Genomic DNA, 24,557 nt, shown 5'->3' with positions numbered 1-24,557 from the left:
ATCCTGCCGCACCATCCGCTTTACGACCGGTGACCTGGCCATCAGCCCGCCGGTTCGGCGGACATCAGACGGTCCGCCCACTTCCAGGTCGGGACCACACGGGAATGGTCCCAGGTGCCGCAGCCCTTGCGGCCCGGTCTGATCACGAAGTGGGCGAAGACCGAGGCGATCACCTTCCGCTTCTCCTCGAAACCCATCTCACCCGTCTGCCATCGCAGCCTCATCGACGTGGGCAGCCGGACCCGGCCCTGCTCGTCGGCGGGAAACAGCAGCTTGTCGATGGCGTCCTCCACGAGCGGACCGCTGATGGCGCATCGCCCGCAGCCGCGGCCCGAGGCGCAGATGTAGTTGTAGGGACTCTTCCGGCTGGCGACTTTGCGGCCGCCCATGAGCTGACCGCACGTGGCGCCGCCCCCGAGCGGTGCCCCGCAGCGCACGAATCCCGCAGCGAGATACTTCGGCCCGGCCTTCCCTTCGGTGAGGCGCGGACTGAGCGAGCCCCGGTGCGTGTAGAGGCTTCCGGCCGAGAAGGTCGCACAGACCTCCGTCCACTGTTCGGGCGTGACGATGGCCTCCCACATCCCGACCAGCGGAGTTCCCGTCTCGGGATCGATCAGCAGTTCTCCCCGGTTGGCGCGGAAGCCGCAGACCCTCGGCGCCGTGATGATCTGCGTGGCGGTCATCGCGTTGGGACGGCCGCCACGCGTTCCCGTGATCCCCAGCGCCTCCCACTCGCGTGCCACCTGTCCCATGGAGGCGCCGCCGACACGGTCCTCGATCGCCTTGCGGACGAGTGCCGACTCCACCGGGTGCAGCGTCCGGCGGTCCGCAAGCCAGCCGAAGGGGCGGGGGCCGCTGTGCGGCAGCCCGTCCATGGCCCGTGACCAGTGCCAGTCCTGGACCCGGCGGCTGCGCATCTCGCCCTCGCTCACCGCTCCTTGAAGGCATGCGGCCCCTTGGAGCAGGCCGGCCTTGGTGTACGGATCACGCAGGCCGTCCCGGGCAACGTAGACACGTCCCGGCGCCGAGGTGAGCGCCGCCATGAAACGAATGAAGTCCTCGGGCCTGCGGTAGAGGCGGTCATCCGCGACGGCTACGACACCCTGCAGCGGACCGGCCGCGAAGGCGTGACCCCGGTGGAGGTCGGCGAGGAGGTGGTCGAAGGCCGGGCGTTCACGGTCGTCCTTGGTCGCGTTGCGCGCGTTGTCGGTGTAGGTGGCGACGACGACGCAGCCGTGCTCGCGGGCCGTGCGTTCGTTGATGCGGTGCTGGTGGCGGACGCCGCGGGCATCGCGCTGGGGGGTGTCCTGTGAGGTTCGGGCATACGAGGCGACCGGTATCTGGGCCATGGAGCGTTCTCCGTCGAGAGTTGGTGCGATGTTCGCTACAACTCGCGAACAACACACGGGGTTACGCCCCGAGCAGGGGTGCCAGGCCCTTCAGCTCGGCGTGACGGTCCGTGAGGAGGTCCCCGATGGCGCCATCGACACTTCGCTCCGCGGGAGTTGGCGATGACCGCTTCCCTCTGAAGAAGCTCAGATGCACTCGCGAACGGCGTTGTCCCGCAGGACACTTGTGGCTCGTTGCCGGAGCTCTCTGAGGGGGATGCCGATGCGGGACAGCCATCGCGGTGAGGCCGAGCGCCTGTTGGAGCGGGCTGTGGACGAGGCGGTCCGGCGGGGGGTGGGCTCGGCGGATGCCGCGGGCGGGGCGGGGGTCCCGCCGGTGGACGGGGCGGTGCTGCTGTCTCGCGGCCGGGAGGCTCTGGACGCGCTCGCCGCGAGTGCGGCGCCCGAGTACGAGGCGTATGTACGGGCGTTGGACGAGGCGGCGGCCGGGGAGCAGTCGCTGGGTGAGGCGTTCCGGCGGGGTGACACGTCGACGGCGGTGCTGGTGACGGCGGTCGCGGCGGCGGCGGCCGTGGGGGCGGATCTGTCGCTGGGTGTGGCGGCGGGTACGGCGTTGACGGCGGGCGCGGTGGTGGGGATCGCGGGGGCTGTGGCGACGGTGGTGAGGGTGACGGCGTCGCACGTGCCGGCCGCGAATCGCCGGGCGGGGGAGCTGGGCCGGCCCGGTGGGGCGGAACAGCTGAGGTTGCAGTGGTTGTCGGCGTTGGAGGTGCGGGGGATACGTCCGTTCCTGGAGCAGCAGCGGGCGGTGGCGGTGGCCGCGCGGGTGCCGCGGCCGGTGGCGGTGTCGCCGGTGCGGGCGCCTGGGGGGTTGCGGGGGGTGGATCGGAGTGCGGAGGCGCGGCGGCGCAGCGCGCTGGAGCAGTCTTTCGGGCAGCTGCCTGATGTGGCGGGGCGTTTCGTGGGGCGCCGGTCGGAGTTGACGCGGATCGCGCAGTGGGTGCAGGCGGCGCGGGCGAGTACGGAGACCCGTCCGGTGGTGGTGGTGTTGCACGGGGAGCCGGGGGTGGGGCGGACGGCGCTGGCGTTGCGGGCGGCGCATGCGCTGCGGGATCAGTTCCGGGGTGCGTGTGTGGTGGACATGCGGGGTGGTTCCCCCGGTCGTGAGGTGGGTGAGGCAGGTGACGCGGGTGAGGCCGGTGAGGCGCCGTTGTCGACGCGGGAGGCGCTGCTGCACCTGATGAACCGGCTGGGTGCGCCGCGTGAGCAGTTGCTGTTCCGGGAGGGGGCGTCCGCGGAGCAGCAGGTGCGGCGGTTGGGTGAGCTGTACCACCAGCATCTGCGGGGGTTGCCGGTGACGGTGCTGCTGGATGACGCGGTGGATGCGGCGCAGGTGCGGGTGCTGGTGCCGGAGCGTTCGGAGAGTCTGGTGCTGGTGACGGCGCGGGAGCCGTTGGAGTTGCCGGGGGACGTGGCGGCGTGGGTGCATCAGCTGCCGGTGGGGCGGTTGGCCGGGGATGAGGCGGCGGAGCTGGTGAGGGCTGTGGCGCCGGAGGCGGCGGCGGCCGGGGGAGCTGCGGCCGAGGGGGCCGCGGTGGGTGTGGCTTCGGTGGTGGAGCTGGGCGGTGGGCTGCCACTCGCGTTGCGGATGCTGGCTCCGCTGGTGGGTGGCGGTGTTGCCGCTCCCGCGGGGGACGGGTCCGGCGGTGGCGGGGTGCATCCGGTGGAGGCTGCGCTGCGGGCGGCCGATGCCCGGTTGGCCGAGCCGGCCCGGTTGCTGTTGCGGCGGTTGCCGTTGGCGGGGCGGGCTTCGCTGGGGGGTTCGGCGGCGGCCGCGCTGGCCGGCGTGTCGGAGCAGGTGGCGCTGCGTACGTTGGAGGAGCTGTGGGAGGCCGGTCTGATCGAGCGGGTTCGGGGTCAGCGGTTCCGGATGCACGACGTGGTGCGGGCGTACGCGGCGGCGCGGCTGGCGGCGGACGAGGACCGGGCGGAGGCCGTGGCGGCGCACGAGCGGCTGATCCGCGACTACGCGCAGCTGGCGGATGCGGTGATCCGGATGGTCGACGGGAAGATGTCGACGCGGGCGAACCAGTTCGGGGGGCACGGTTTCGTCTCGCTGGACGCGGCGCTGCGGTGGCTGGATGACGAGTCGAGCTTCATCACGGCGGCGCTGCGGCATTCGGAGGGGGTGGACCAGCAGGCGGTGCTGGACCTGTTGGGGGCCTTGTGCGATTTCTGTCTGCTGCGCGGGGACCTGTACCGGCTGGGTGAGATCGACGAGTTGACGCAGGCGGTGGCGGCGGGCCGACAGGGTCAGGCGGGTTCGCAGGGGCGGCTGGTGCGGTCGGTGCGGTGGCGTACGGGTATCGCTGCGCGGCAGTTGGGTGAGCTGGACAGGGCGCGTACGACGCTGACGTCGGTGGTGGACCAGTACATGGAGGCCCATCAGGAGGCGGGGGCGGCGATGGCGCTGGTCTCGCTGGGGATCACGCTGCACCACCAGGGGAATCTGCCGGAGGCCGCGGTGCGGATCCGGGAGGCGCTGGTGTTGCAGGAGCCGGCGGAGCTGGCGGGTGACCGGGCGTGGGGTCTGCACGCGCTGGCGGCGGTGGAGCGGGATCTGGCGCACCTGGCGGAGGCGGCGCGGCTGCTGGAGACCTCGCTGGCGCTGCATCGGGAGAGCGAGAGCGTGCACGGGGAGGCGTGGGCGCATTTCCAGCTGGGGCAGGTGTATCTGCGGTTCGGTGAGGTGGGGCAGGCGGAGAAGGAGCTGGATCTTGCGCTGCAGCTGTACGGGCGGACGCGGGACGAGCGGGGTGAGGCGTGGGCGCTGACGCAGTTGGGCCGGGCGCGGGTGGTGGACGGGGATCCGGGGGCGGCGGTGGAGCGGCTGCGGGAGGCGCTGTCGCGGCATCGGGAGGCGGAGGACGCGCGCGGTGAGGCGTGGACGCAGTACTACCTGGGGCAGGCGTTGGAGGTGGGCGGGGAGCGGGACCGGGCGGTGCGGGAGCTGGAGCGGGCGCGGACGATGTTCTCGCGGATGCGGGACGTGTACGGGCTGGCGCACGCCCGGCATCATTCGGGGCGGGTGACGCGGGACCAGCGGGCGGCGCAGACGGGGAACCTGAAGAACTCGGGTTTCGCCCGGCAGCTGCTGGTGGACGCGCGGGCGGATTTCCAGCGGATCGGTCTGGCGCACGGTGAGGCGTGGACGTGTCTGGAGCTGGCGGTGGTCGACGCGGGCAACGGGCGGCTGTCGCAGGCGCTGGGGCTGTGCGAGGAGGCGGTGCGGCTGTTCATCTCGTACGGCGACCGGCGCGGGGAGGACTGGGCGCGGTTCCTGCGGTGCACGCTGCTGCCGTACGTGGGGCTGGCGGGGCCGGGGGTGCCGGAGGAGGCGCGGGCGGAGCTGGCGCGGCTCGTGGAGGCGCCGCATCCGGCGCGTGACGGTCGGCTGGTGGACTGTCTGGAGACGTACGGGGTGATCCTGGGCAGGGGTGTGGATCCGGCGGAGGGCTGGCAGGCGTGGCGGCTGGGCCTGGTGCCGGACCTTCATGCGCGGGAGGTCATGGGCGTGCCGCGGTCATGACGGCCCCCGCGGCGGCCCTGCGGACGGCCGGGCCGGAGGTCAGGCTGCCGCCTGCGGCGGGCCGGCCCGGTGGCGGCCCGCAGGGCGGCGTCGGCGGGGGCCGGTTCCGTCCGCGGCAGAGCCGGGGCCCGGTTGCCGCCCGCGGCGGGCCGGTCCGGTCGCGGCCCGCAGAGCCGGGCGGGACCGCTACGTGCCCGGCGGGCGGCATCTGTGGCCCAGACGGCGGCGTGGGCGCAGGTCGGGTCACGGCGCCCGCGAGCCCGGCAGCCCGCGCGGCGCCACCCAGCACAGCCGTGCACCGGCACCACGACACAGGCGGCGGGCCCCCGTCGGCGACAGCCCCAGCGGGGCAGCACAGCCGCGGGTCCCGTTGGCGGGCGGCTCGCAACCCAGCGTGCGGTAGCCGTGCGTGGAGCGAGGCGGAACGGTCGTTCGGACCGCGGCACCGGCAGTGTGGGCGGCACGCCGCCGGGCCGGGCGGGCGGCGTGGGCGCAGGCCCCCGCGCGGGGCCCGCAGGCCTACGGCATCAGCCGGCAAAAACGTGCACATGGCACGGCCGCGTACCCAGCAGGTAGGACCGCAGTCGGGCAGCACAGCCGCGGACCCCAGGCAGCGTGGACGCAGGCCCGGGCAGCGCGGCCACGGGCCACGGCGGGCGCAGCCGCAGGCCCGGCGGGACGCCGGGGGTACCGGCGGCCCGGGGCGGCCCAGCCGCGGCTCCGTGGGACAACGGCGGCCAGGGGCGCATGCCCAGGCAGCACGGACGCCGGAGGCGCACGCTCAGGCAGCGTGGACGCAGGCCTGGGGCGGCCCGGGGCGGCCCAGCCGCGGCACCGTGGGACACCGGAGGGGGGCGCATGCCCAGGCAGCACGGACGCCAGGCCGGCCGCAGGCCCGGCGGGCCGGGTGGCGCGGCCGCAGGCCCCGGTGGGACGCCGGGGGCGTCGGTGGGGCGGGGGCTAGGTGGTGGGCTTGGGGGTGGGGGGCTGGGTCGGGTCCGGGGATTCTTCGAAGTCCACACGGCCCATGTGGCGGTTCATGGACTTCATCAGGGCCCACACGCCGACCGCGAGGGCCGCGAACACGAGGAAGCCCAGGATGCCGGGGGTCACCTTGTTCTTGTCGAAGGTGTCACCCGCCAGGGGGAGGAGCTGGGTCAGTGCTGCCTGTGTAGCGCTCATGGCTAGGCATTCTCCCGGATGCCGGCGAAGAGGTCGGACTCGGGGAGGGAGGTGTCGACGAGCGACTTCGCGAGCTCGTACTCCTCGGTGGGCCAGACCTCCTTCTGGACCTCCATGGGGACGCGGAACCAGCCGCCGTCCGGGTCGATCTGCGTGGCGTGCGCGATGAGCGCCTTGTCACGGATCTCGAAGTAGTCCGCGCAGGGGACGTGGGTGGTCAGGGTCCGCTCCTTGCGCTCGAACTCCTTCCACCGCTCCAGCCACTCGCCGTAGGGGGATTCCAGGCCGCGCGCGAGCATCGCCTCGTGCAGGGCGATGGTGCGCGGCTTGTTGAAGCCCTGGTTGTAGTAGAGCTTCTGCGGCTGGTACGGGGCGCCGTACTCGGCCTCGGGGTACTTCTCGGTGTCGGCCGCGCCGTCGAAGGCCACCATCGAGATCTTGTGGGTCATGATGTGGTCGGGGTGCGGGTAGCCGCCGTTCTCGTCGTACGTGGTGATGACCTGCGGCTTGAACGCGCGGATCTTCTTCACGAGCTCGCCGGCGGCCTCGTCGACGTCCGCGAGGGCGAAGCAGCCGTCGGGGAGCGGGGGCAGCGGGTCGCCCTCGGGGAGGCCGGAGTCGACGTAGCCGAGCCATTCCTGCCGGACGCCGAGGATCTGGCGGGCTTCCTCCATCTCCTTGGCGCGGACCTCGTGGATGTTCTCCTCGATGTACTTGTCGCCTTGGAGCTTGGGGTTCAGTACGGAGCCCCGCTCGCCGCCCGTGCAGGTGACGACCATCACGGGGACCCCCTCGGACACGTACTTGGCCATGGTGGCCGCGCCCTTGCTCGACTCGTCGTCGGGGTGGGCGTGGACGGCCATCAGTCGAAGCTGCTCGGTCAAAACAGGATCCTCTGCGGTTCGGCGCGACACTCGGCTTCTATAGTGACCGAACTGGGGGACGGAAAATTCCAGGGGTGACACGGTGGCCCATCCCTCCCCAGCGAGAGGAAAAGATCATGAGTGCGGTGCGTGAGGGACTGCCCGAGGGCCGGTACGGCCGGTCGGCGGACGAGCGTACGGACCGCAGGCTCAAGATCGTCGGGGCGGCGCTGGGCGCCGTGCTGCTGGGCGTGATCGGCTGGATCGGCTGGGGCTACGTCTCGGCGCAGAGCGTGAGCGCCGAGGTGATCAAGTTCCAGGTGGTGTCGGACACCGAGGTGAAGGTGCACCTGGAGGTCCGCAAGGACGCGTCGGTCACCGGCGTGTGCACCATGGTCTCGCAGGACGAGCAGCACGCCGAGGTGGGCCGCGGCGACTTCACCTTCGCCGAGTCCTCGTCGCGCGTCGACGAGGTCGTCTCGCTGCGGACGACCGGCCGGGCCACCACGGTCGAGCTGGTCGGCTGCCAGCCCGCGGCCTCCGCCGGCTGAGGCGTTCCGCCGATCGGGGCACGCCGGTCGGGGCACGCCGACCGGGAATCCCACCGCACACCTCTGCCGGGCTTCCGCGACGGGGCTTGGGAGCGTGGTCGGCGGGGCAATGGCCCTGTGGGGGTCCTCCCCCTTTTCTTCCCGAATTGTTAGGCTCGTGGTTTCGCCCGCCGCTGGCGGGCGTGTAGTCCCCTGTACCGACGAGGAGCACCCGTGACCCAGACGAGCGAGAGCGTCACCTGGCTGACCCAGGCGGCGTACGACCAGCTGAAGGCGGAGCTGGACTACCTCTCTGGTCCCGCCCGCACGGAGATCGCCGCGAAGATCGCAGCCGCCCGCGAGGAGGGCGACCTGCGCGAGAACGGCGGCTACCACGCGGCCAAGGAGGAGCAGGGCAAGCAGGAGCTCCGGGTCCGCCAGCTCACGCAGCTCCTGGAGAACGCCAAGGTCGGCACGGCGCCCGCGTCCGACGGCGTGGTGGCTCCGGGCACCCTGGTGAAGATCGCCTTCGACGGCGACGAGGACGACACGATGGAGTTCCTGCTGGCGTCGCGCGAGTACGCGTCCGGCGACTTCGAGACGTACTCCCCGCAGTCCCCGCTGGGCTCGGGTGTCATGGGCAAGTCGATCGGCGAGGACGCCGAGTACGAGCTGCCGAACGGCAAGACGGCCTCGGTCAAGATCCTGGACGTCAAGCCCTTCACCGGCTGATCACCCCCGATCCGATCCACCCTGTACGTGCTGATGCCCGGCCGGTTCTCCGGCCGGGCATCACGCGTGTACGGCCGGACGCGCTGCGGGTCCTACGCGGTCGCCGAGCGGTACTTGCGGACCGCGAGCGTCCGGAAGACCACGATGATCAGCAGCGACCACAGGACGGACGCCGCGACCGGGTGCTGCATGGGCCAGGCGTCCGGGACCGGATAGCCGGGCGGAAGGTTTCCGAAGAGCTCGCGGCACGCCTGCACGGTGGCGCTGAAGGGGTTCCACTCCGCGATGGTCCGCAGGAACGGCGGCATGTTCTCGGAGGGGACGAAGGCGTTGGAGATGAAGGTCAGCGGGAAGAGCCAGATCAGCCCGCCGGAGGTGGCCGCCTCGGGGGTGCGCACCGACAGGCCGATGAGGGCGCCGATCCAGGAGAAGGCGTAGCCGAGCAGGAGCAGCAGGCCGAAGCCGGCGAGGACCTCGCCGGGGTTGGTGTGGGTGCGCCAGCCGACGAGCAGGGCCACGACGGCCAGGACGACGAGGGTGAGCGAGGTCTGGACGAGGTCGGCGAGGGTGCGGCCGGTGAGGACCGCCCCGCGGGCCATGGGCAGGGAGCGGAAGCGGTCGATCAGCCCCTTGTGCATGTCGTCGGCGATGCCCGCGCCGGCGCCCGCGGTGGCGAAGGTGACGGTCTGGGCGAAGATGCCGGCCATCAGGAACTCGCGGTAGGCGGCGGGTGACGTGCTGCCGCCGACGCTGATGGAGCCGCCGAAGACGTAGCTGAAGAGCACGACGAACATGACCGGCTGGATCACACCGAAGATGATCATCTCGGGGATGCGTGACATCCGGATCAGGTTCCGTTTGGCGATCACCAGGGAGTCGCTGACGCCCTGGGCCAGGCCGCCGCGCGGGCGCGGTGCCGCGAGGTCCGGTGTCGGGGTGGTGAGGGTCACTTCGCCGTCTCCTTCCTGCGGCCCTTGGCCTCGGTACCGGTCGCGGTACCGGTACCGCCGTCGCCGTTGTTCTCCTCCTCCGCCGCCCGGTCCGCCGCGTGGCCGGTCAGGGAGATGAACACGTCGTCGAGGGTGGGGCGGCGCAGGCCGATGTCGTCGATCTCGATGCCGCGGCCGTCCAGTTCGCGGATGACCTCGGCGAGCAGCTTGGCGCCGCCGGAGACCGGCACGGTCAGCTTGCGGGTGTGTTCCTCGACCGTGGTCTCGCCCTTGCCGAAGCCGGCGAGCACGTCCCGGGCGGTGGCGATGTGGCCGCGTTCGTGGACGACGACCTCGACGCGCTCGCCGCCGGTACGGGCCTTGAGCTGGTCGGAGGTGCCGCGGGCGATGACCTTGCCGTGGTCGACGACGCAGATGTCGTCCGCGAGGTGGTCGGCCTCCTCCAGGTACTGGGTGGTCAGCAGGAGGGTGGTGCCCGCGGCGACCAGTTCCTGGATGATGCCCCAGAGCTGCTGGCGGTTGCGGGGGTCGAGTCCGGTGGTGGGCTCGTCCATGAACATCACGGGCGGGCTGACGACGAGCGCGGCCGCGAGGTCGAGGCGCCGGCGCATGCCGCCGGAGTACGTCTTGGCGGGGCGGTCGGCGGCGTCGGCGAGGTTGAAGCGGTCGAGGAGCTCGGCGGCCCGCGCCTTGGCCGCCCGGGCCCGCATCTGGTAGAGCTGGCCGACCATCTGGAGGTTCTCGCGGCCGGTCAGGTACTCGTCGACGGCCGCGAACTGGCCCGAGAGGCCGATGGCGCGCCGGACCTCGTTGGGGTGCTTCAGAACGTCGATGCCGGCGACGAGGGCCTTGCCGCTGTCGGGCCGCAGGAGGGTGGTCAGGACGCGTACGGTCGTGGTCTTGCCCGCTCCGTTCGGACCGAGCAGGCCCAGGACGGTGCCTTCCGGGACGTCGAGGTCGACGCCGTCCAGAGCCCGTACGTCGCCGAAGGCCTTGACCAGACCTTCGGCGTGGATAGCACCTGGCATATGGATTCTCCCCATGTGAATCGAGCCGGTGGTGTCAAGCCGATCAGGGCAGTTATGCGCAAATCCTATGGGCGGCGGGCGGGTCGCGCTCGGCCGAACGAGTGGGCGGTGCGAACCGGCGGCCTACGCGTACGCCGCCCCCTGCCCCCGGGCCCAGCCCCCGGCCCCGGCCCCGGCCCAGGCCCCGGCCCAGGCCGCTACCCCATCACCTTGTAGCCGGCGCCGTGCAGGGTCCGTGCGACCTCCGCGCAGTGCTCCGGCCCCTTGGTCTCCAGGTGCAGTTCCACCTCCACCTCCGTGAGTCCCAGCATCGGGTCTGTCCGTACGTGGCTGACGTCGAGCACGTTCGCGTCCACCGCCGACAGCACCCCCAGGAGGCCGGCCAGCGCCCCGGGCCGGTCGGCCACGCGCAGCCGCAGCGACAGGTAGCGGCCGGCCGCCGCCATGCCGTGCCGCAGGATCCGCTGGAGCAGGAGCGGGTCGACGTTCCCGCCGGACAGTACGGCCACGACCGGGCCCGACCCGTACAGCTCGGGCTCGGCCAGCAGGGCCGCCACCGTACTGCACCCGGCGGGCTCGACGACGAGTTTCGCCCGTTCGAGGCAGAGCAGCAGGGCGCTGGAGAGGGCGTCCTCGGACACCGTGCGCACGTCGTCGAGGAGTTCGCCGATGATCCTGAACGGGATGTCGCCTGGCCGCCCGACCTTGATGCCGTCGGCCATGGTGTTGGGGTCGTCGATCGAGACCGGGTGGCCGGCCCGGAGGGAGGGCGGGTAGGCGGCGGCGCCCGCCGCCTGGACGCCGATGACCCGTACGTCGGGCCGCAGCGCCTTGACGGCGACGGCGACTCCGGCGGCGAGACCGCCGCCGCCGATGCCGACGAGGATGGTGCGCACCTCCGGGCACTGCTCCAGGATCTCCAGGCCGACGGTGCCCTGGCCGGCGATGATGTCGCGGTGGTCGAAGGGGTGGATGAACACGGCGCCGGTGCGGTCCGCGTACTCCTGGGCGGCCAGGAAGGTCTCGTCGACGACCTGTCCGTGCAGGCGTACGTCGGCCCCGTACTCCTGGGTCGCGGCGACCTTCGGCAGGGGCGCACCGACCGGCATGAACACGGTGGAGCGGACCCCGAGGAGGGAGGAGGCCAGTGCCACGCCCTGGGCGTGGTTGCCGGCGCTGGCGGCCACGACTCCGGCGGCGCGCTGTTCGGGGCGCAGGCCCGCGATGCGGACGTAGGCCCCGCGCAGTTTGAAGGATCCGGTGCGCTGGAGGTTCTCGCACTTGAAGTGGACCGGGGAGCCGGTGAGTGCGGAGAGGTGCCTGCTGCCTTCCATCGGTGTGACCCGGGAGACGCCGGAGAGCATCTTCTGAGCCCCCCGTACGTCGTCGAGGATGACCTGCGGGACGGGCTGGGGCACGCGGTAGTTCATGCCGTCAGTCTCGCAGCCCGGGCGGGACCGGGCCGGGAGCGTCCACGAGGGGGGCGGCGGCGGCGCGAGGGTCTACCGGCGGGTAGGGGCGGAGCTGCGGCGATGGGCGAAATCTCGCCATCCGGTACGGGTGCGGGGCGCCCGCCTGTGCGGGCCGTACAAGTTCTCGTACGAGGCGTACGAGCCGCCGCAGGGCCGCGTACTCTGTCCCCCATCCTTGTCGGACCCACGCGAAGAGAGCCCACGGCCATGCCTTCCTCCCCGGCCAATTCCGATCTGTCCGTGCCGGCCGACGGGCCTGCCGGAGCCGGTCTGCTCGACGCGCTCCAGCACCAGGTGGCGGTTTTCGCCCGCCGCGCCGAGCAGACCCGTCTGGGCGGCGTGGGCCAGGCCCGCAACTCGATGGACCGCGCCGCCTATCTGCTGCTCAACCGGCTCGACCTGGAAGGCCCGATGGGCGTGAAGGCGCTCGCCGGGGGCATGGGGATCGACTCCTCCACGGTCACGCGGCAGGTCGCGCCGCTGGTCGACGGCGGTCTGGTCAAGCGGACCTCGCACCCGGAGGACGGGCGGGCCGTGGTCCTCGCGCTGTCCCCGCGGGGGCTGGCGCGGCTGGAGGAGGTGCGTTCCTCGCGGCGCGAGCTCATGGCCCGGGTGACGGAGGGCTGGAGCGAGGACGAGCGCGAGTCCTTCACGGGGCTGCTGACGCGCTTCAACCTGTCGTTGTCGGAGCTGATGGCGGCCGTGGCCGAAGCCGGGCCCGCCTCCTGAGCGGAGTATGTCCGTCCTCTTGACCTGACCGGTCCCACCGGCCGCACTATGTGAACATGCGGGCGGTTGATCAACAGGCGGGTTCCTACGGCGAGTTCGAAGCCTTCGTCGCGGGTGCGGCCGGGCGGCTCCTGCATGTCGCGGTACTGCTGACCGGTGAACCCGAGTCCGCGCGCCGACTGCTCGCGGGCGCGCTGGCGCGTACGTACGCGAACTGGCGGCGGCTGCGCGGGGACGACCCGTACGACTTCACCCGACACGAGCTGTGCGCGGCCTTCGCCAGGACCGGCTGGCGCCACCACGGGGGGACGGGGGTGCTGGCGCGGCTCAGCCCGCCGGAGCGGCTGGTGCTGGTCCTGCGGCTCTACGAGGGGGTCGCGGAGGAGGTCGCCGCGGCGCAGCTCGGGATGCCGGTGGAGCGGGTGCGGGTGCTGTGCAACCGGGCCGTGTCGCTGTTGAGGGCCCGGGAGGCGGCGTGAGCGGGCTCCCGTACCGTAAGGAAGCGCAGGTCAAGCGGCTTCTGGAGGGCCCGCACCCGGTGGTGCCGACGGGTCTGGCCGCGGGCGCGGCGGCTCGCGGGGACCGGCTGCTGCGTCGGCGGCGGGCGCTGCGCAGGCTCGGCTGGGCGGTGCTGTTCGCCGCCGCGGTGGCCTTCGTGGTGTGGGCCTCGCTGACCCGCCCCTGGGCCGGCCCCCCGAGCGGCATCTCCCCACCCCTGGAGGGCTGGTGACCCCCTGCCCAACGGCTGCGCCGAGCCGTTTCAGCCCCGCCGGGCCCATCTGACCCCGCCTGGGCTACACCAGCCTCGCCGGGGCCACCCTGCCCCGCTGGGACCACCTCAGCCTCGCCGGGGGCCACCCCAGCCCCGCCCGGAGCCACCCAGCCCCGCCGGGACTACCCCAGCCTCGCCGGGACCACCTCAGCCTCGCCGGGAGCCACCCAGCCCCGCTGGGACCACCTCAGCCCCGCCGGGGCCACCCCAGCCCCGCCGGGAGCCACCCAGCCCCGCCGGGGCCACCTCAGCCCCGCCGGGACCACCCCAGCCCCGCCGGGACCACCTCAGCCTCGCCGGGACCACCCCAGCCCCGCCCGGAGCCACCCAGCCCCGCCGGGAGCCACCCAGCCCCGCCAGGGCCACCTCAGCCTCGCCAGGAGCCACCTCAGCCCCGCCGGGACCACCTCAGCCTCGCCGGCGTTTGAGGCGCGGGGTCTGGGGCGGCGCCCCAGGAAACCCGGCTCCGCCGGGCACCGGGCTCTGCCCGGACCCGCGCCTCAAACGCCGGCGAGGCTGGGTAGAGGCTGGGGTGGGCCCGCAGGGCTGAAGCGGCTCGGTCCAGCCGGAGAGCCAGGCCCCGGCCGGAGTCCGGGGGAAGCCCAGCCGGGGTCCTGGGGGAAGCCCAGCCGGAGTCGGGTGGAGCCCGGCCGGGGTCCTGGGGCTGGGCCCCGCCGGGGTCGGGTGAGCCCGGCGGGGGCGGGGCGGCGGTGGGTCAGCCCAGCGCCTGCGTCAGGTCCGCGATCAGGTCGTCGGCGTTCTCGATGCCCACCGAGACGCGGATCAGGTCCGCGGGGACCTCCAGCGCCGAGCCGGCCACCGACGCGTGCGTCATACGGCCCGGGTGCTCGATGAGGGACTCGACGCCGCCCAGGGACTCGGCCAGCGTGAAGATCCTGGTGCGGCCGCAGACCGCGACGGCCTCTTCCTCGCCGCCGGCGACCTGGAAGGAGACCATGCCGCCGAAGTTGCGCATCTGCTTGGCGGCGATCTCGTGGCCGGGGTGCTCGGGCAGGCCCGGGTAGAGGACCTTGGTGACCTTCGGGTGCCGCTTGAGCACCTCGACGATCTTCGCCGCGTTCTCCGCGTGCCGGTCCATGCGCACCGCGAGGGTCTTGATGCCGCGCAGCACGACCCACGAGTCGAACGGCCCGGCGACCGCGCCCATCGCGTTCTGGTGGTAGGCCAGCTCCTCGCCCAGCGCCTCGTCGGCGGTGACCAGCGCGCCGCCGACCACGTCGGAGTGTCCACCCATGTACTTGGTCAGCGAGTGCACGACCACGTCCGCGCCCAGCGCCAGGGGCTGCTGGAGGTACGGCGAGGCGAAGGTGTTGTCCACGACGAGCTTGGCGCCGGCCGTCCGCGCGATGTCGGCGACGACGGCGATGTCGGTGATGCCGAGGAGCGGGTTGGAGGGGGTCTCGACCCAGACGACCTTCGTCTTGGGGGTGAGGGCGGCCCGTACGGAATCGGCGTCGGAGGTGTCGGCCACCGACCACTCCACGCCCCAGCGGGAGACGACCTTCGCGAAGAGGCGGAAGGTGCCGCCGTAGGCGTCGTTCGGGATGACCACGTGGTCGCCCGGGGAGAGCAGCGTACGCAGCAGGCAGTCCTCGGCGGCCAGCCCGGACGCGAAGGCGAGGCCGCGTCGGCCGCCTTCCAGCGCCGCGAGGTTCTCCTCCAGCGCGGTGCGGGTCGGGTTGGCGCTGCGGCTGTACTCGTAACCGCCGCGCAGGCCGCCGACGCCGTCCTGCTTGTAGGTGGAGACCTGGTAGATCGGGGGCACGACCGCGCCGGTCAGCGGGTCCGCCGTGTTGCCCGCGTGGATCGCGCGGGTCTCGAAGCTCTGGTGCTCGTGGCTGTCGTCGCTCATGGTCCGATGCTATGCCCAGGGGCGGCGTGCACCCCCCTGTTGGCCTGTCGCCCCCTCGGTCTGGTTCGCTGGAGGCATGGAGATTCTGTGGTTCCTGTTCGCCGTGCTCATGATCGTGTTCATCGTCGTCCCGTTCGTCCGGCGCAGCCGCGGCGGCGTCCGTCTGGTCGCGCCGGGCAGCCCTGACGCCGCGGACCCGGCGAACTACGGATTCGAGCGGCAGGAAGACCTCGACGTCCGTGTGCCCGGGCCCGACCAGGACCTGATGGACGCCCTCGACAACGTGCGGCGCACCGGGCAGTGGCAGGCCGCCTCGCAGCTGCTCGCCGGGACCCCGCAGGAGGGTGAGCGGCGCTGGCAGCGCGTACAGGCCTTCGGTGGTTCGGCGGCGCTGGAGCTGGTGGCGCAGCCGGGGGTGGGCGCGCAGTGGCTGAAGGCGTGGCGGCTGGAGGCGGAGAAGGACGCGGGCGGTGCGCAGGTGCACGCGGAGCTGCTGGTGCAGCAGGCGTGGCGGCACTCGGGCGGTGTCGGGGCGGAGGACCACCGGATCATCCTGGAGGAGGCCCGGGAGGCGTGCCGGAAGGCCGCGCTGCTGGCGCCGGGGGACCCGGTCCCCTACATCACGGAGCTGGCGATCGCGCGCGGTCTGGCGTATCCGGAGACGCAGTTCGACGAGCTGTGGGCGAAGGTCATCGACCGGGCGCCGGAGCACATGGGCGCCCACCTGGCGGCGCTGCACTACTGGTGCGCGAAGTGGCACGGCTCGCGGGAGAAGGCGGACGCCTTCGCGCACGCGGCCGCGGCGCGTGCCCCGCAGGGCTCGCTGCTGGCGGCGCTGCCGCTGTTCGCGCTGTACGAGAACCTGCCGGACGTGCTGCTGAGCCGGAACTTCTACCGCAGCGAGGCCGTGACGCGGGCGGTGGAGGGCGCGCTGTACGCGGTACGGACGGCGCGGCAGGACGACCCGGTGCTGGCGCACGTACGCCACCTGCTGCTGCTGTTCCTGGTCAACATGGAGCGGTGGGCGGAGGCGATGGAGCAGGTCCGGCACGTCGACGGGTACGTGGGCGCGCTGCCGTGGACGGCGGCGGAGGATCCGGCGGCGCAGTACGCGGTGTACCGGGCGCTGGCGGTGGCCGGCTACGAGGCGAACGGCGGGTCGCCGGCGACGCTCCCCCGGTAGCGGGCGGTCGCCGGTCCGCAGCGTCCCCGGTCGCCGGTCCGCAAGGGCCCCACGCGCCGGTCCGCAGTGTCCCCACCCGCTTCGAGCGGGTGGGGACACTCGCGTCTGACGTACCTTCTCCTCGCGCGTACCGTGGCCCTCTGCCCGGCCCCCTTCTGTCCTACGTGCCGAAGTCCCGCTGCGTGCACGCGCGGGACCGGGCGTGCGCGAGGTCATGCCGGGCCTGTGAGGCATACGGGCGGGCGGGTCGGGGAATCCCGGCCCGCCCCCTGTGCGTTGTGCCCTCCACAAGGAGGGAATCCATGTTCTCGTACCGCCGTACGCCCGAGCTCCCCACCCGCGAGGAGGCCCTGCCGGGCCGCGCGGAGCCGCTGTTCGACCTTCCCCAGCAGCACACCGTGCTGGGCAATCCGCTGGCCGGCCCGTATCCGGCGCATCTGGAGGTCGCCGACTTCGGCCTGGGCTGTTTCTGGGGCGCGGAGCGCAAGTTCTGGCAGACGCCCGGGGTGTGGACCACGCTGGTCGGCTACCAGGGTGGCTTCACGGAGAATCCGACGTACGAGGAGGTCTGCTCGGGCCTGACCGGCCACACGGAGGCCGTCCGCGTCGTCTTCGATCCCGCGCAGGTGTCCTACGCGGCCCTGCTGAAGCTGTTCTGGGAGTCCCACGACCCCACCCAGGGCTTCCGCCAGGGCAACGACGTCGGCACGCAGTACCGCTCGGCGGTCTACACCCACTCCCCCGCACAGCAGGCGGCGGCGGAGGCCTCCCGCACGGCCTACCAGCAGGTCCTGGGCTCCTCGGGCTACGGGCAGATCACCACGGCCGTGCTCCCGGCGGACGGGCGCCCCTTCTGGCCGGCGGAAGCGGCCCATCAGCAGTACCTCGACAAGAACCCGGGCGGCTACTGCGGGATCGGCGGCACGGGCGTCTCCTGCCCGATCGGCGTGGCCGCGGCCCCCGGCGAGTGACTCCGGCCGCCCGCCCCGGTCCCGCCCCTGGCGGGACCGCCGGGGCGGCCGGAGCCGTCCCCGGCGGTCCCGGATGCGGCTACAGCTTGGTCTGGAAGATGCCGACGCCGCGCTCGCGCCGGTAGCCGAGCGCCTCGTTCACCGCCCGCATCGGGCCGTTCTCGTCCGCCACCGTGGTGGTGATGCGGCGCAGCCGCGGGTGGCGGGCGGCGGCCTGCGCGGCCATGTGCCGTTTCACGGCCCGTCCGAGGCCGTGCCCGCGGTGGGCGGGCAGGACCACGGTGTCGTACTGGAGGGCGCTGGTGCCGTCGGGATCCGGCAGGACGATCTCGGTGTAGGCGGCCACCTCGCCCTCGGGGGTCACCGCGGCGACGGTGCTCAGGTCCCCGCCCCGGTCGAGGATCAGCTGCTGGAGGGTGTGCAGCCGCTGGGCGGTCCAGGTCTGGATCCGCTCGTCCATGTCCCCGGTCGGTGCGTCCTCCATGGCCGCGTGGGCGGCGGCCGCGGCGGGCGCCCAGTCGTCGGGGACGAGGCCGTGCCAGGTCAGGAGCTCGTAGCCGGGTGTCCGCGGGGCCCGGTCCGGCGCCGCGGCCGGTATCTCCTGCGCGTACCAGGCCATCGGCAGGACGTTCTCGAAGCCGATCGCCTCCGCGAAGGCCTGGCCGGGGCCGCCGAGGTCCACCATGGCCGCGACCGAGGTCCGGCCCTGCGCCAGCAGTTCCTCGCGGACCCGCTCCCACAGGGCGGTGCCGACGCCCCGGCGCCGCTCCTCGGGGCGCACCGCCAGCACGTCGAGGAAGGCGGTGTGTGTGTTGCCCTCCTCGGTGAACAGGAGCAGGGCGGCCACGCCCGCGCCCTCGCCGGCCGTCCACAGTACGGGCCGGCCGCGCGCCGGGGTCACGCGCAGCCGCCCGGCGACCTCGACCCGGGAGGGCGGGGGCAGGTGGGGCAGGTCGGCGGCCGCGGCGGCGGTCAGGACCGCCAGCCAGCCGTCCACCTCTGCGTCGGACGGGGGCAGGGAGAGGGAGTGGATCATCATGGCTCGACCCTAGGGCCTGTATCGAGTTGCCCCGTGGAGCAAGGAGCGGCGTTCGGTGCGTGCCCTCGGCGTGCGGGACGAATGCCCTCGTAGCGGAGCTACCAGGACATTCGGCTCGTACGCCGAGGGTGGGTGCCGGGCGTCGCGACGCCGCGGGGCAACTCGATATAGGCCCTAAAAGGTGGCCGGGAGCGCCGCCCCGGGGTTTTCGGCTGCCGTGCGACGGCGAACGGGGCGGCGGGAAAACCGTGAGGTTTCCCCGCCGCCCCGTTCCGTTCGTACGCGTGCGAGCCGCGTCGGGCGTCGCGTGCCGCGCCGTGCGTCGCGTGCCGCGCGTCAGGCGGCCGAGCCGGCCTTCCAGTCGGCCCAGCTCATGTTCCAGCCGTTGAGGCCGTTGTCCGGCTTGATGGTCTTGTCCGGGGAGTTGACCACCGTGACGACGTCGCCGATGAGGGAGTTGTCGTAGAACCAGGCGGCCGGCTGGTTCGGGTCGCCCGCGCCCTTGACGTCGTTCAGGCCGACACAGCCGTGGCTGGTGTTCACGTTGCCGAAGATCGAGTCCGCGCCCCAGTAGTTGCCGTGCAGGAAGGTGCCGGAGGTCGACAGCCGCATGGCGTGGGGGACGTCCTTGATGTCGTACTCGCCCTTGCCGTCGGCGTCGGTGAAGCCGACCGTGGCGCCGTTCATCCGGGTCTCCTTGAACTTCTCGGAGATCACCATCTGGCCGTTGTAGGTCGGGTTGGCCGGGGCGCCCGCGGAGATCGGGATGGTCTTGATGACCGCGCCGTCCCGGGTGACCGTCATCTTCTTCGTCTTCGCGTCGACCGTGGAGACCTGGCTGCGGCCGATCTTGAAGGTGACGGTCTTGCTCTGGACGCCCTGGACGCCGGGAGCGCCCTGGACGCCTTCCAGTGCCAGCTTCAGGGTGACGGTGGAGCCCGCCTGCCAGTACTGCTCGGGGCGGAAGTCCAGGCGCTGGGCGCTGAACCAGTGGCCGACGACCTCCTGGCCGCTGCTGGAGGAGACCGAGATGCCCGCCTGGACGGCCTTCTTGTCCTTGATCGCCTTGTTGAAGGTGATCGAGACCGGCATGCCGACGCCGACGGTCTGGCCCTCCTCCGGCACGAACGACGCCACGAAGCTGTTCTCCGGGGAGACGGTCGTGAAGGAGGCGTTCTCGTGCGCCTCCTTGCCGTCGGCGTCCTTGGCGGTCGCCGAGAGGGCGTACTTCGTGGAGCGCTTCAGGGCGCCCTTGGGCTTCCAGCTCTTGCCGTCGGCGGCTATGTCGCCGGCGACGGCCGTGCCCTCGCTCGTCTTCAGCTCGACCTTGGTGAGGGTGCCGTCGCTGACCGCGACGTTCGCCGAGTCGTTGAGGCCGACGTTGGTCGCGCCGTCCTTCGGCGTGATGGTGATCTTGGCCTTCGAGGCGTCCTTGGCCGCTGCCGCGTCCACGTCCGCCTGGGACTTGCTTGCCTCCCCGTTGCCCTTCGGGTCGCCGCCGCCCTCGTCGTTGCACGCCGAGAGCACCAGTACGCCGCCGAGCACGACGGATATGGCCGCCAGGGCCCTTCTCCGCCGCTTGCTGTCCGTCCTCACACGCCACTCCATCGTTGCCGGAAACCCCGAGACCGCCGTCCCGGGGTTGGCCCGGCAGGGGGCCCGGCCCCCTGCCTGGTCCTGACAACGCGTTAACGGCGCCGGCCGGTTCCACATTCCGTCGGGATGTGGGCAACCGCACGGTCAGGCGTTGTCGGGTTCTTCGTCGAAGTCCCCATCTTCCTCGTCGAGGTCCCACTCCATCGACTCGGGGTCGTATTCGACGGGCTCGCTGCTCCAGGAGGCCTGCGCGAGCTCCACCCCGGGGATGTCGAGCACCAGGTCAGTGGGGTCGACGAGGTAGGCGAGGGCTTCCGATTCGTCTTCCCGGACGGCGGCCTCCGCATGGCTGCGTTCCTCGTCCGGCATGAACTCGTCGGCCTTGATGTGTTCGAGTGCGGCTCCGGTGAGCGCCTGGGCGTCCGGCACTTCAAGCACCAGATCCACCCGGAGCCGTACATATCGTGATGTCTCAGAAGGGTTCATACGACGGAGAGTAAGCCCGCGGATGCCCTGACTTTCCCACGACCCGCCCCTTTCCGTAGCATCACCGCACACGGCCAATTCGCTGCTGCCACAAGGGGGATCGCACCGTGTCCGCACGCCGACCGATGCTCACCGCTCTCGGAGCGACCACCCTGCTCGCCGCCCTGTGGTTCGTACCCTCGGCGGGCGCGACCGCTCCGGAAGCGCCGGGGAGCTCCGCCGGCGTACCCGTGGGCGCGAACTCCGCGGAGGCCGCCGACGGGACGGCGCGCACCGGGACGGTCACGGGCTCGGCCCCTTCCGCTTCGGGCGCGCGGACGCAGTCCCTCTCGCTCGCCGACACCGGATCCGTCGACACCACCCCCTACCTCCTGGGCGGTACGTTCTGCCTCGGTGTGGGGGCCGCCTTCGTCGCCTACTCGGTACGCCGCCGCCCCGGGGCGTGAGACACGACGGCGAGGGCCGCCCCGGGAGGATTGTCCGGGGCGGCCCTCGGCCGTGCGGCAGCGGCGCGGTTCGGGTGCGTCGCGCGGGGGGTGTCCGCCGTCAGGCGAGCGGGCCCGTCACCGGCTCCACCGCGGCGAGCAGTCCGCCGCTGCGGACGAACTCGTCGGCGGCGGCGAGGTCGGGGGCGAGGAAGCGGTCCGGCCCGGGGCCCTGCACGCCCGCCGCGCGGGCGGCGGCGATCGCGGCGAGGCTGGCCGGGGCGGCCGTCAGGCCGTGGCGCAGCTCGATGGCGCGGGTGGCGGCGTACAGCTCGATGGCGATGATCCGCGTCAGGTTGTCGACGGCGGTGCGCAGCTTGCGCGCGGCCGACCAGCCCATCGAGACGTGGTCCTCCTGCATGGCGGAGGAGGGGATGGAGTCGGCCGAGGCCGGCACCGCGAGCCGCTTCATCTCGCTGACCAGGGCGGCCTGCGTGTACTGGGCGATCATCAGACCGGAGTCCACGCCGGCGTCGTCGGCGAGGAACGGCGGCAGGCCGTGGCTGCGGTTCTTGTCGAGGAGCCGGTCGGTGCGCCGTTCGGCGATGGATCCGAGGTCGGCGGCGGCGATGGCGAGGAAGTCCAGCACGTAGGCGACGGGCGCGCCGTGGAAGTTGCCGTTGGACTCCACGCGGCCGTCGGGCAGCACCACCGGGTTGTCCACGGCGGAGGCCAGCTCGCGCGAGGCGACGAGGGCGGCGTGCGCCATGGTGTCGCGGCCCGCGCCGGCGACCTGCGGGGCGCAGCGCACGGAGTAGGCGTCCTGCACGCGCGGGGCGGACTCCTCCTGGAAGTGCCCGGTCAGCCCGGAGCCCTTCAGCACGGCGGCCATGTTGGCGGCGGAGGCGCCCTGGCCGGGGTGCGGGCGGATGGCGTGCAGCTCGGGCTGGAGGACCTTCTCGGTGCCGAGCAGCGCCTCCAGAGTGAGGGCGGCGGTGATGTCGGCGGACTTGTAGAGCCGGTCGAGGTCGGCGAGGGCCATGACCAGCATGCCGAGCATGCCGTCGGTGCCGTTGAGGAGGGCCAGGCCCTCCTTCTCGCGGAGTTCGACGGGCTCGATGCCGTGCTCGGCGAGCAGTTCGCCGGCGGGGCGGATCGTGCCGTCGGGGCCTTCGGCGTCACCCTCGCCCATGAGCGCGAGCGCGCAGTGGGACAGCGGCGCGAGGTCGCCGGAGCAGCCGAGGGAGCCGTACTCGTGGACGACCGGGGTGATCCCGGCGTTGAGGACGGCGGCCATGGTCTGCGCCACGGAGGGGCGTACTCCGGTGTGGCCGGAGGCGACGGTCTTGAGCCGGAGGAACATCAGTGCGCGGACCACCTCGCGCTCGACGCGCGGGCCCATGCCGGCGGCGTGCGAGCGGACGATGTTGCGCTGGAGCTGGGCGCGCAGCTCGGGACTGATGTGCCGGGAGGCGAGGGCGCCGAACCCGGTGGACACCCCGTAGACGGGCTCGGGCTTGGCGGCCAGCGCGTCGACGATCTCGCGGGCGCGGGCGAGCGCGTCGAGCGCCTCGCCGGACAGCTCGACCCGTGCGTTGCCGCGGGCAACGGCGATGACGTCCTCGGCGGTGGTACCGGACGTCCCCACCACGACAGTGTGCATATCCATATTCAGCACCCTACGGATTGAATCGCTGTATGTCACTAGTTGGAAGTGTCACGATCGCGCAGGCTGTGGACCCCTTACGGATCGGGGCGCCGGGCATCCGGCCGGGACCCGGTCACTGCCGCCCGCGGAAGCGCCGCCGCTCCCCCGGGGCCTCCTGCGCGGCGGCGTCCGCCAGCCGCACCACCGCCGTGTCCCGGCCCGCGACCACCGGCGCGGTCGAACGCGCCGCCTTCGCCTTGTACTGGGCGGCGTCCGCGAGGCGGAACAGCCGCCGGGACGACTTCAGCGGGCCGATCGGATCCCCGGTGGAGGCCACACCGCAGGCCACGCCCTCGCCCAGCTCCAGCTCGGCGGCGCGCACGCACAGCTCCTCGCTGACCCGGACCACGTCGTCCGCCGACGGGCCGACCCCGACCAGGCAGAACTCGTCGCCGCCCAGGCGCGCCACCAGGGCGCCCGGCAGCATGGCCCCGCACAGGCTGAGCACCGAACCGAACCGCTCCAGCAGCCGGTCACCCATGGCGTGCCCGAGGGTGTCGTTGACCTTCTTCAGCCCGTTCAGATCGCAGACGACGAGGCTGACGACGACACCGGTCCGCCGATGCTCCTCCAGGGCCTCGTCGAGGCGCATGTCGACCGCCCGGCGGTTGGCGAGCCCGGTCAGCGGATCGGTGAAGGCCAGCCGCCGCGCCTCCTCCAGCCGCTCGTTCTGCGCGAGGCCGGCCGCGACCACGGCCGCGAGCACGGTGGCGAACTCCGCGTCGCCCTCGTCGAAGTCGGGCAGCCCCTCGTCCCGCGCCACGTACAGCTCGCCCCAGGCCCGCCCGCTGAGCACCACGGGCGCGACCACGCACGTACCGCGGCCCCGGCGGCGCAGGGCCTCGCCGCGGCGGCCCGGCCGGTCGCCGACGGCGCTCTCGACCCAGGCGTGGGGGCCGCCGCCGCCCACCCACCGCTCATGCAGGAACTCGGTGACCTCGGGGAAGTCGTGCACCGGATAGGACTCGTCCTCGGGGAACTCCTCCTCGCCCGGCCTGCGCTCGCCCTCGTTGACCAGGACGCGCAGGCACCCCCGCTCCCGCTCCCACGCCGAGATCGCGGCGAACGAGCCGTCCATCGCCAGGCGCGCGCCCCGCGCCGCCGCACGCACACTGTCGCGCGGCGTGACCGCCGCGGCCATCGCCTGGGCGAGGCCCACCACGGCTCGCAGCCGCCCGTCAGCTCCCATCACCCCAGGTTAGGGAGTTTTGTCGGATTTTGAGACAATTGGCGCGATTTTCAGCGCACCCCCGGCTACTCCCCCGGCCAGTTCGGCTTGCGCTTCTCGTTGAAGGCCGCCACACCCTCCGCGCGGTCACCGGAGAAGGCGACCGTCCGCCAGGCGGCGTCCTCGATCTCCAGGCCGGCCGCCAGGTCCATCCCGTGGCCCAGCCGCAGCGCGCGCTTGGCGGCCCGCAGGCCCACGGGCGAGTTCGCGGCCATCCTCGACGCCAGGGCCAGCGCCTCCTCCGTGTCCCGGCCGGCCGGCACCACGGAGTCCACCAGGCCCAGGGAAAGCGCCTCGGCGGCCTCCACGCGGCGCGCGGTGAAGATCAGCTCGGCGGCCCGCGCCGCCCCCACCCGGCGCGGCAGCAGCTGCGTACCGCCGCCTCCGGGGATCACGCCGACCGACACCTCGGGCAGGCCCACCACGGCGGTCTCGTCGGCGACGATCACGTCACAGGCCAGGGCCAGCTCGAAGCCGCCGCCCAGCGCGAAGCCGTGCACGGCCGCGATCGTGGGCATCGGCAGCTCCAGCACACCCCCGTACGCCCCGCGCGTGGTCGGCCGCTGCCGCACCAGCTCGGCGTCCGACAGCGAGTTGCGCTCCTTCAGGTCGGCTCCGACGCAGAAGGCCCGCTCCGCCGTGGAGGAGAGCACGACCACCCGTACGGTGCGGTCCGCGGCCAGCGCGGCGCAGGCGGCACCGATGGCGCGGGCCATGTCGGTCGAGACCGCGTTCATGGCCTTGGGGCGGTCCATGACCAGCTCCGCGACCCCGCCCTCGTGGCGGCGCACCGCCACGAACTCCGACTCGAACTCGGACGCCATAGGACCCTCCCGGTTAACGAACGTTACG

22 protein-coding genes are annotated in these 24,557 nt (G+C 72.9%); 9 read left to right on the top strand and 13 right to left on the bottom strand.

Annotated elements, in window-relative coordinates:
- Positions 1–41: 41 nt before the first annotated feature.
- Positions 42–1,349 carry a recombinase family protein gene (locus BSL84_RS21095; protein WP_075970915.1) on the bottom strand — a complete coding sequence of 436 codons (1,308 nt, stop codon included), beginning with the start codon at positions 1,347–1,349 and terminating at the stop codon, positions 42–44.
- Between the two features lie 262 nt (positions 1,350–1,611).
- Here BSL84_RS21095 and BSL84_RS21090 point away from each other — a divergent pair, with 262 nt between their 5' ends.
- Entirely contained in the window at positions 1,612–4,938 is a 3,327-nt protein-coding gene (locus BSL84_RS21090; protein ID WP_079273467.1) for a tetratricopeptide repeat protein, read from the top strand.
- A 960-nt stretch (positions 4,939–5,898) separates the two neighbouring features.
- On the opposite strand, the gene BSL84_RS21085 is transcribed toward BSL84_RS21090, so the two are convergent.
- Positions 5,899–6,120: a hypothetical protein gene (locus BSL84_RS21085; RefSeq protein WP_030028884.1), complete on the bottom strand. Its 222-nt coding sequence runs from the start codon at positions 6,118–6,120 to the stop codon at positions 5,899–5,901.
- Positions 6,121–6,122: 2 nt separating this feature from the next.
- Entirely contained in the window at positions 6,123–7,004 is an 882-nt protein-coding gene (mca, locus tag BSL84_RS21080; RefSeq protein ID WP_045324116.1) for a mycothiol conjugate amidase Mca, read from the bottom strand.
- Positions 7,005–7,120: 116 nt separating this feature from the next.
- Between mca and BSL84_RS21075 the strand changes: the two genes are divergently transcribed.
- Positions 7,121–7,534, top strand: a complete 414-nt coding sequence (locus BSL84_RS21075; protein WP_030028887.1) for a DUF4307 domain-containing protein — start codon at positions 7,121–7,123, stop codon at positions 7,532–7,534.
- A gap of 213 nt (positions 7,535–7,747) precedes the next feature.
- A complete protein-coding gene (greA, locus tag BSL84_RS21070) occupies positions 7,748–8,245 on the top strand; it encodes a transcription elongation factor GreA (RefSeq protein WP_030028889.1) in 498 nt (165 codons plus the stop codon).
- A 92-nt stretch (positions 8,246–8,337) separates the two neighbouring features.
- On the opposite strand, the gene BSL84_RS21065 is transcribed toward greA, so the two are convergent.
- The 3 genes from BSL84_RS21065 to ilvA form a co-directional block, all read right to left on the bottom strand.
- Complete coding sequence (locus BSL84_RS21065; protein ID WP_030028890.1) at positions 8,338–9,195, bottom strand: ABC transporter permease; 858 nt, start codon at positions 9,193–9,195, stop codon at positions 8,338–8,340.
- On the bottom strand, positions 9,192–10,223 hold the full coding sequence (locus BSL84_RS21060) for an ATP-binding cassette domain-containing protein (protein WP_075970913.1): 1,032 nt from the start codon (positions 10,221–10,223) through the stop codon (positions 9,192–9,194). The genes BSL84_RS21065 and BSL84_RS21060 overlap by 4 nt, the downstream gene beginning before the upstream one ends.
- Positions 10,224–10,420: 197 nt before the next feature.
- On the bottom strand, positions 10,421–11,653 hold the full coding sequence (gene ilvA / locus BSL84_RS21055; protein WP_030028893.1) for a threonine ammonia-lyase: 1,233 nt from the start codon (positions 11,651–11,653) through the stop codon (positions 10,421–10,423).
- A 249-nt stretch (positions 11,654–11,902) separates the two neighbouring features.
- On the opposite strand from ilvA, the gene BSL84_RS21050 reads away from it, so the two are divergent.
- Genes BSL84_RS21050 through BSL84_RS36170 form a run of 3 tightly spaced genes read left to right on the top strand, consistent with a single transcriptional unit; the run spans position 11,903 to position 13,154 of the window.
- Positions 11,903–12,424, top strand: a complete 522-nt coding sequence (locus BSL84_RS21050) for a MarR family winged helix-turn-helix transcriptional regulator (RefSeq protein WP_045324113.1) — start codon at positions 11,903–11,905, stop codon at positions 12,422–12,424.
- 56 nt (positions 12,425–12,480) lie between these two features.
- Positions 12,481–12,903, top strand: coding sequence for a sigma factor-like helix-turn-helix DNA-binding protein (locus tag BSL84_RS21045; RefSeq protein ID WP_030028895.1), 423 nt, complete (start codon positions 12,481–12,483; stop codon positions 12,901–12,903).
- Entirely contained in the window at positions 12,900–13,154 is a 255-nt protein-coding gene (locus tag BSL84_RS36170; protein ID WP_075970912.1) for a hypothetical protein, read from the top strand. Before BSL84_RS21045 ends, BSL84_RS36170 begins: the two co-directional genes overlap by 4 nt.
- 757 nt (positions 13,155–13,911) lie before the next feature.
- On the opposite strand, the gene BSL84_RS21035 is transcribed toward BSL84_RS36170, so the two are convergent.
- A complete protein-coding gene (locus BSL84_RS21035; protein ID WP_045324381.1) occupies positions 13,912–15,069 on the bottom strand; it encodes a cystathionine gamma-synthase in 1,158 nt (385 codons plus the stop codon).
- A gap of 76 nt (positions 15,070–15,145) precedes the next feature.
- On the opposite strand from BSL84_RS21035, the gene BSL84_RS21030 reads away from it, so the two are divergent.
- Complete coding sequence (locus tag BSL84_RS21030) at positions 15,146–16,252, top strand: hypothetical protein (RefSeq protein WP_075970911.1); 1,107 nt, start codon at positions 15,146–15,148, stop codon at positions 16,250–16,252.
- Between the two features lie 302 nt (positions 16,253–16,554).
- Positions 16,555–17,223, top strand: a complete 669-nt coding sequence (msrA, locus tag BSL84_RS21025; protein WP_030030731.1) for a peptide-methionine (S)-S-oxide reductase MsrA — start codon at positions 16,555–16,557, stop codon at positions 17,221–17,223.
- Positions 17,224–17,302: 79 nt separating this feature from the next.
- Here the strand turns inward: msrA and BSL84_RS21020 are convergent, their stop codons facing one another.
- From BSL84_RS21020 to BSL84_RS37070, 3 genes are all read right to left on the bottom strand, one after another.
- On the bottom strand, positions 17,303–18,262 hold the full coding sequence (locus tag BSL84_RS21020) for a GNAT family N-acetyltransferase (RefSeq protein WP_052680752.1): 960 nt from the start codon (positions 18,260–18,262) through the stop codon (positions 17,303–17,305).
- 336 nt (positions 18,263–18,598) lie between these two features.
- Positions 18,599–19,870: a L,D-transpeptidase gene (locus tag BSL84_RS21015; RefSeq protein WP_030031739.1), complete on the bottom strand. Its 1,272-nt coding sequence runs from the start codon at positions 19,868–19,870 to the stop codon at positions 18,599–18,601.
- A 132-nt stretch (positions 19,871–20,002) separates the two neighbouring features.
- Positions 20,003–20,296 (bottom strand): hypothetical protein, encoded by a 294-nt coding sequence (locus tag BSL84_RS37070; RefSeq protein WP_030031740.1) that lies wholly within the window; start codon positions 20,294–20,296, stop codon positions 20,003–20,005.
- Between the two features lie 155 nt (positions 20,297–20,451).
- Between BSL84_RS37070 and BSL84_RS21005 the strand changes: the two genes are divergently transcribed.
- Positions 20,452–20,790 carry a hypothetical protein gene (locus tag BSL84_RS21005; protein WP_234308385.1) on the top strand — a complete coding sequence of 113 codons (339 nt, stop codon included), beginning with the start codon at positions 20,452–20,454 and terminating at the stop codon, positions 20,788–20,790.
- Positions 20,791–20,890: 100 nt separating this feature from the next.
- Here the strand turns inward: BSL84_RS21005 and hutH are convergent, their stop codons facing one another.
- From hutH to BSL84_RS20990, 3 genes are all read right to left on the bottom strand, one after another.
- A complete protein-coding gene (gene hutH / locus BSL84_RS21000) occupies positions 20,891–22,432 on the bottom strand; it encodes a histidine ammonia-lyase (RefSeq protein ID WP_075970910.1) in 1,542 nt (513 codons plus the stop codon).
- A gap of 118 nt (positions 22,433–22,550) precedes the next feature.
- Positions 22,551–23,666, bottom strand: a complete 1,116-nt coding sequence (locus tag BSL84_RS20995; protein WP_075970909.1) for a GGDEF domain-containing protein — start codon at positions 23,664–23,666, stop codon at positions 22,551–22,553.
- A 65-nt stretch (positions 23,667–23,731) separates the two neighbouring features.
- Positions 23,732–24,529 carry an enoyl-CoA hydratase/isomerase family protein gene (locus tag BSL84_RS20990; protein ID WP_045321846.1) on the bottom strand — a complete coding sequence of 266 codons (798 nt, stop codon included), beginning with the start codon at positions 24,527–24,529 and terminating at the stop codon, positions 23,732–23,734.
- Positions 24,530–24,557: the final 28 nt, after the last annotated feature.

The organism is Streptomyces sp. TN58, assembly GCF_001941845.1.
GTDB lineage: Bacteria > Actinomycetota > Actinomycetes > Streptomycetales > Streptomycetaceae > Streptomyces.
This window is presented reverse-complemented; position numbering and strand designations above follow the sequence as displayed.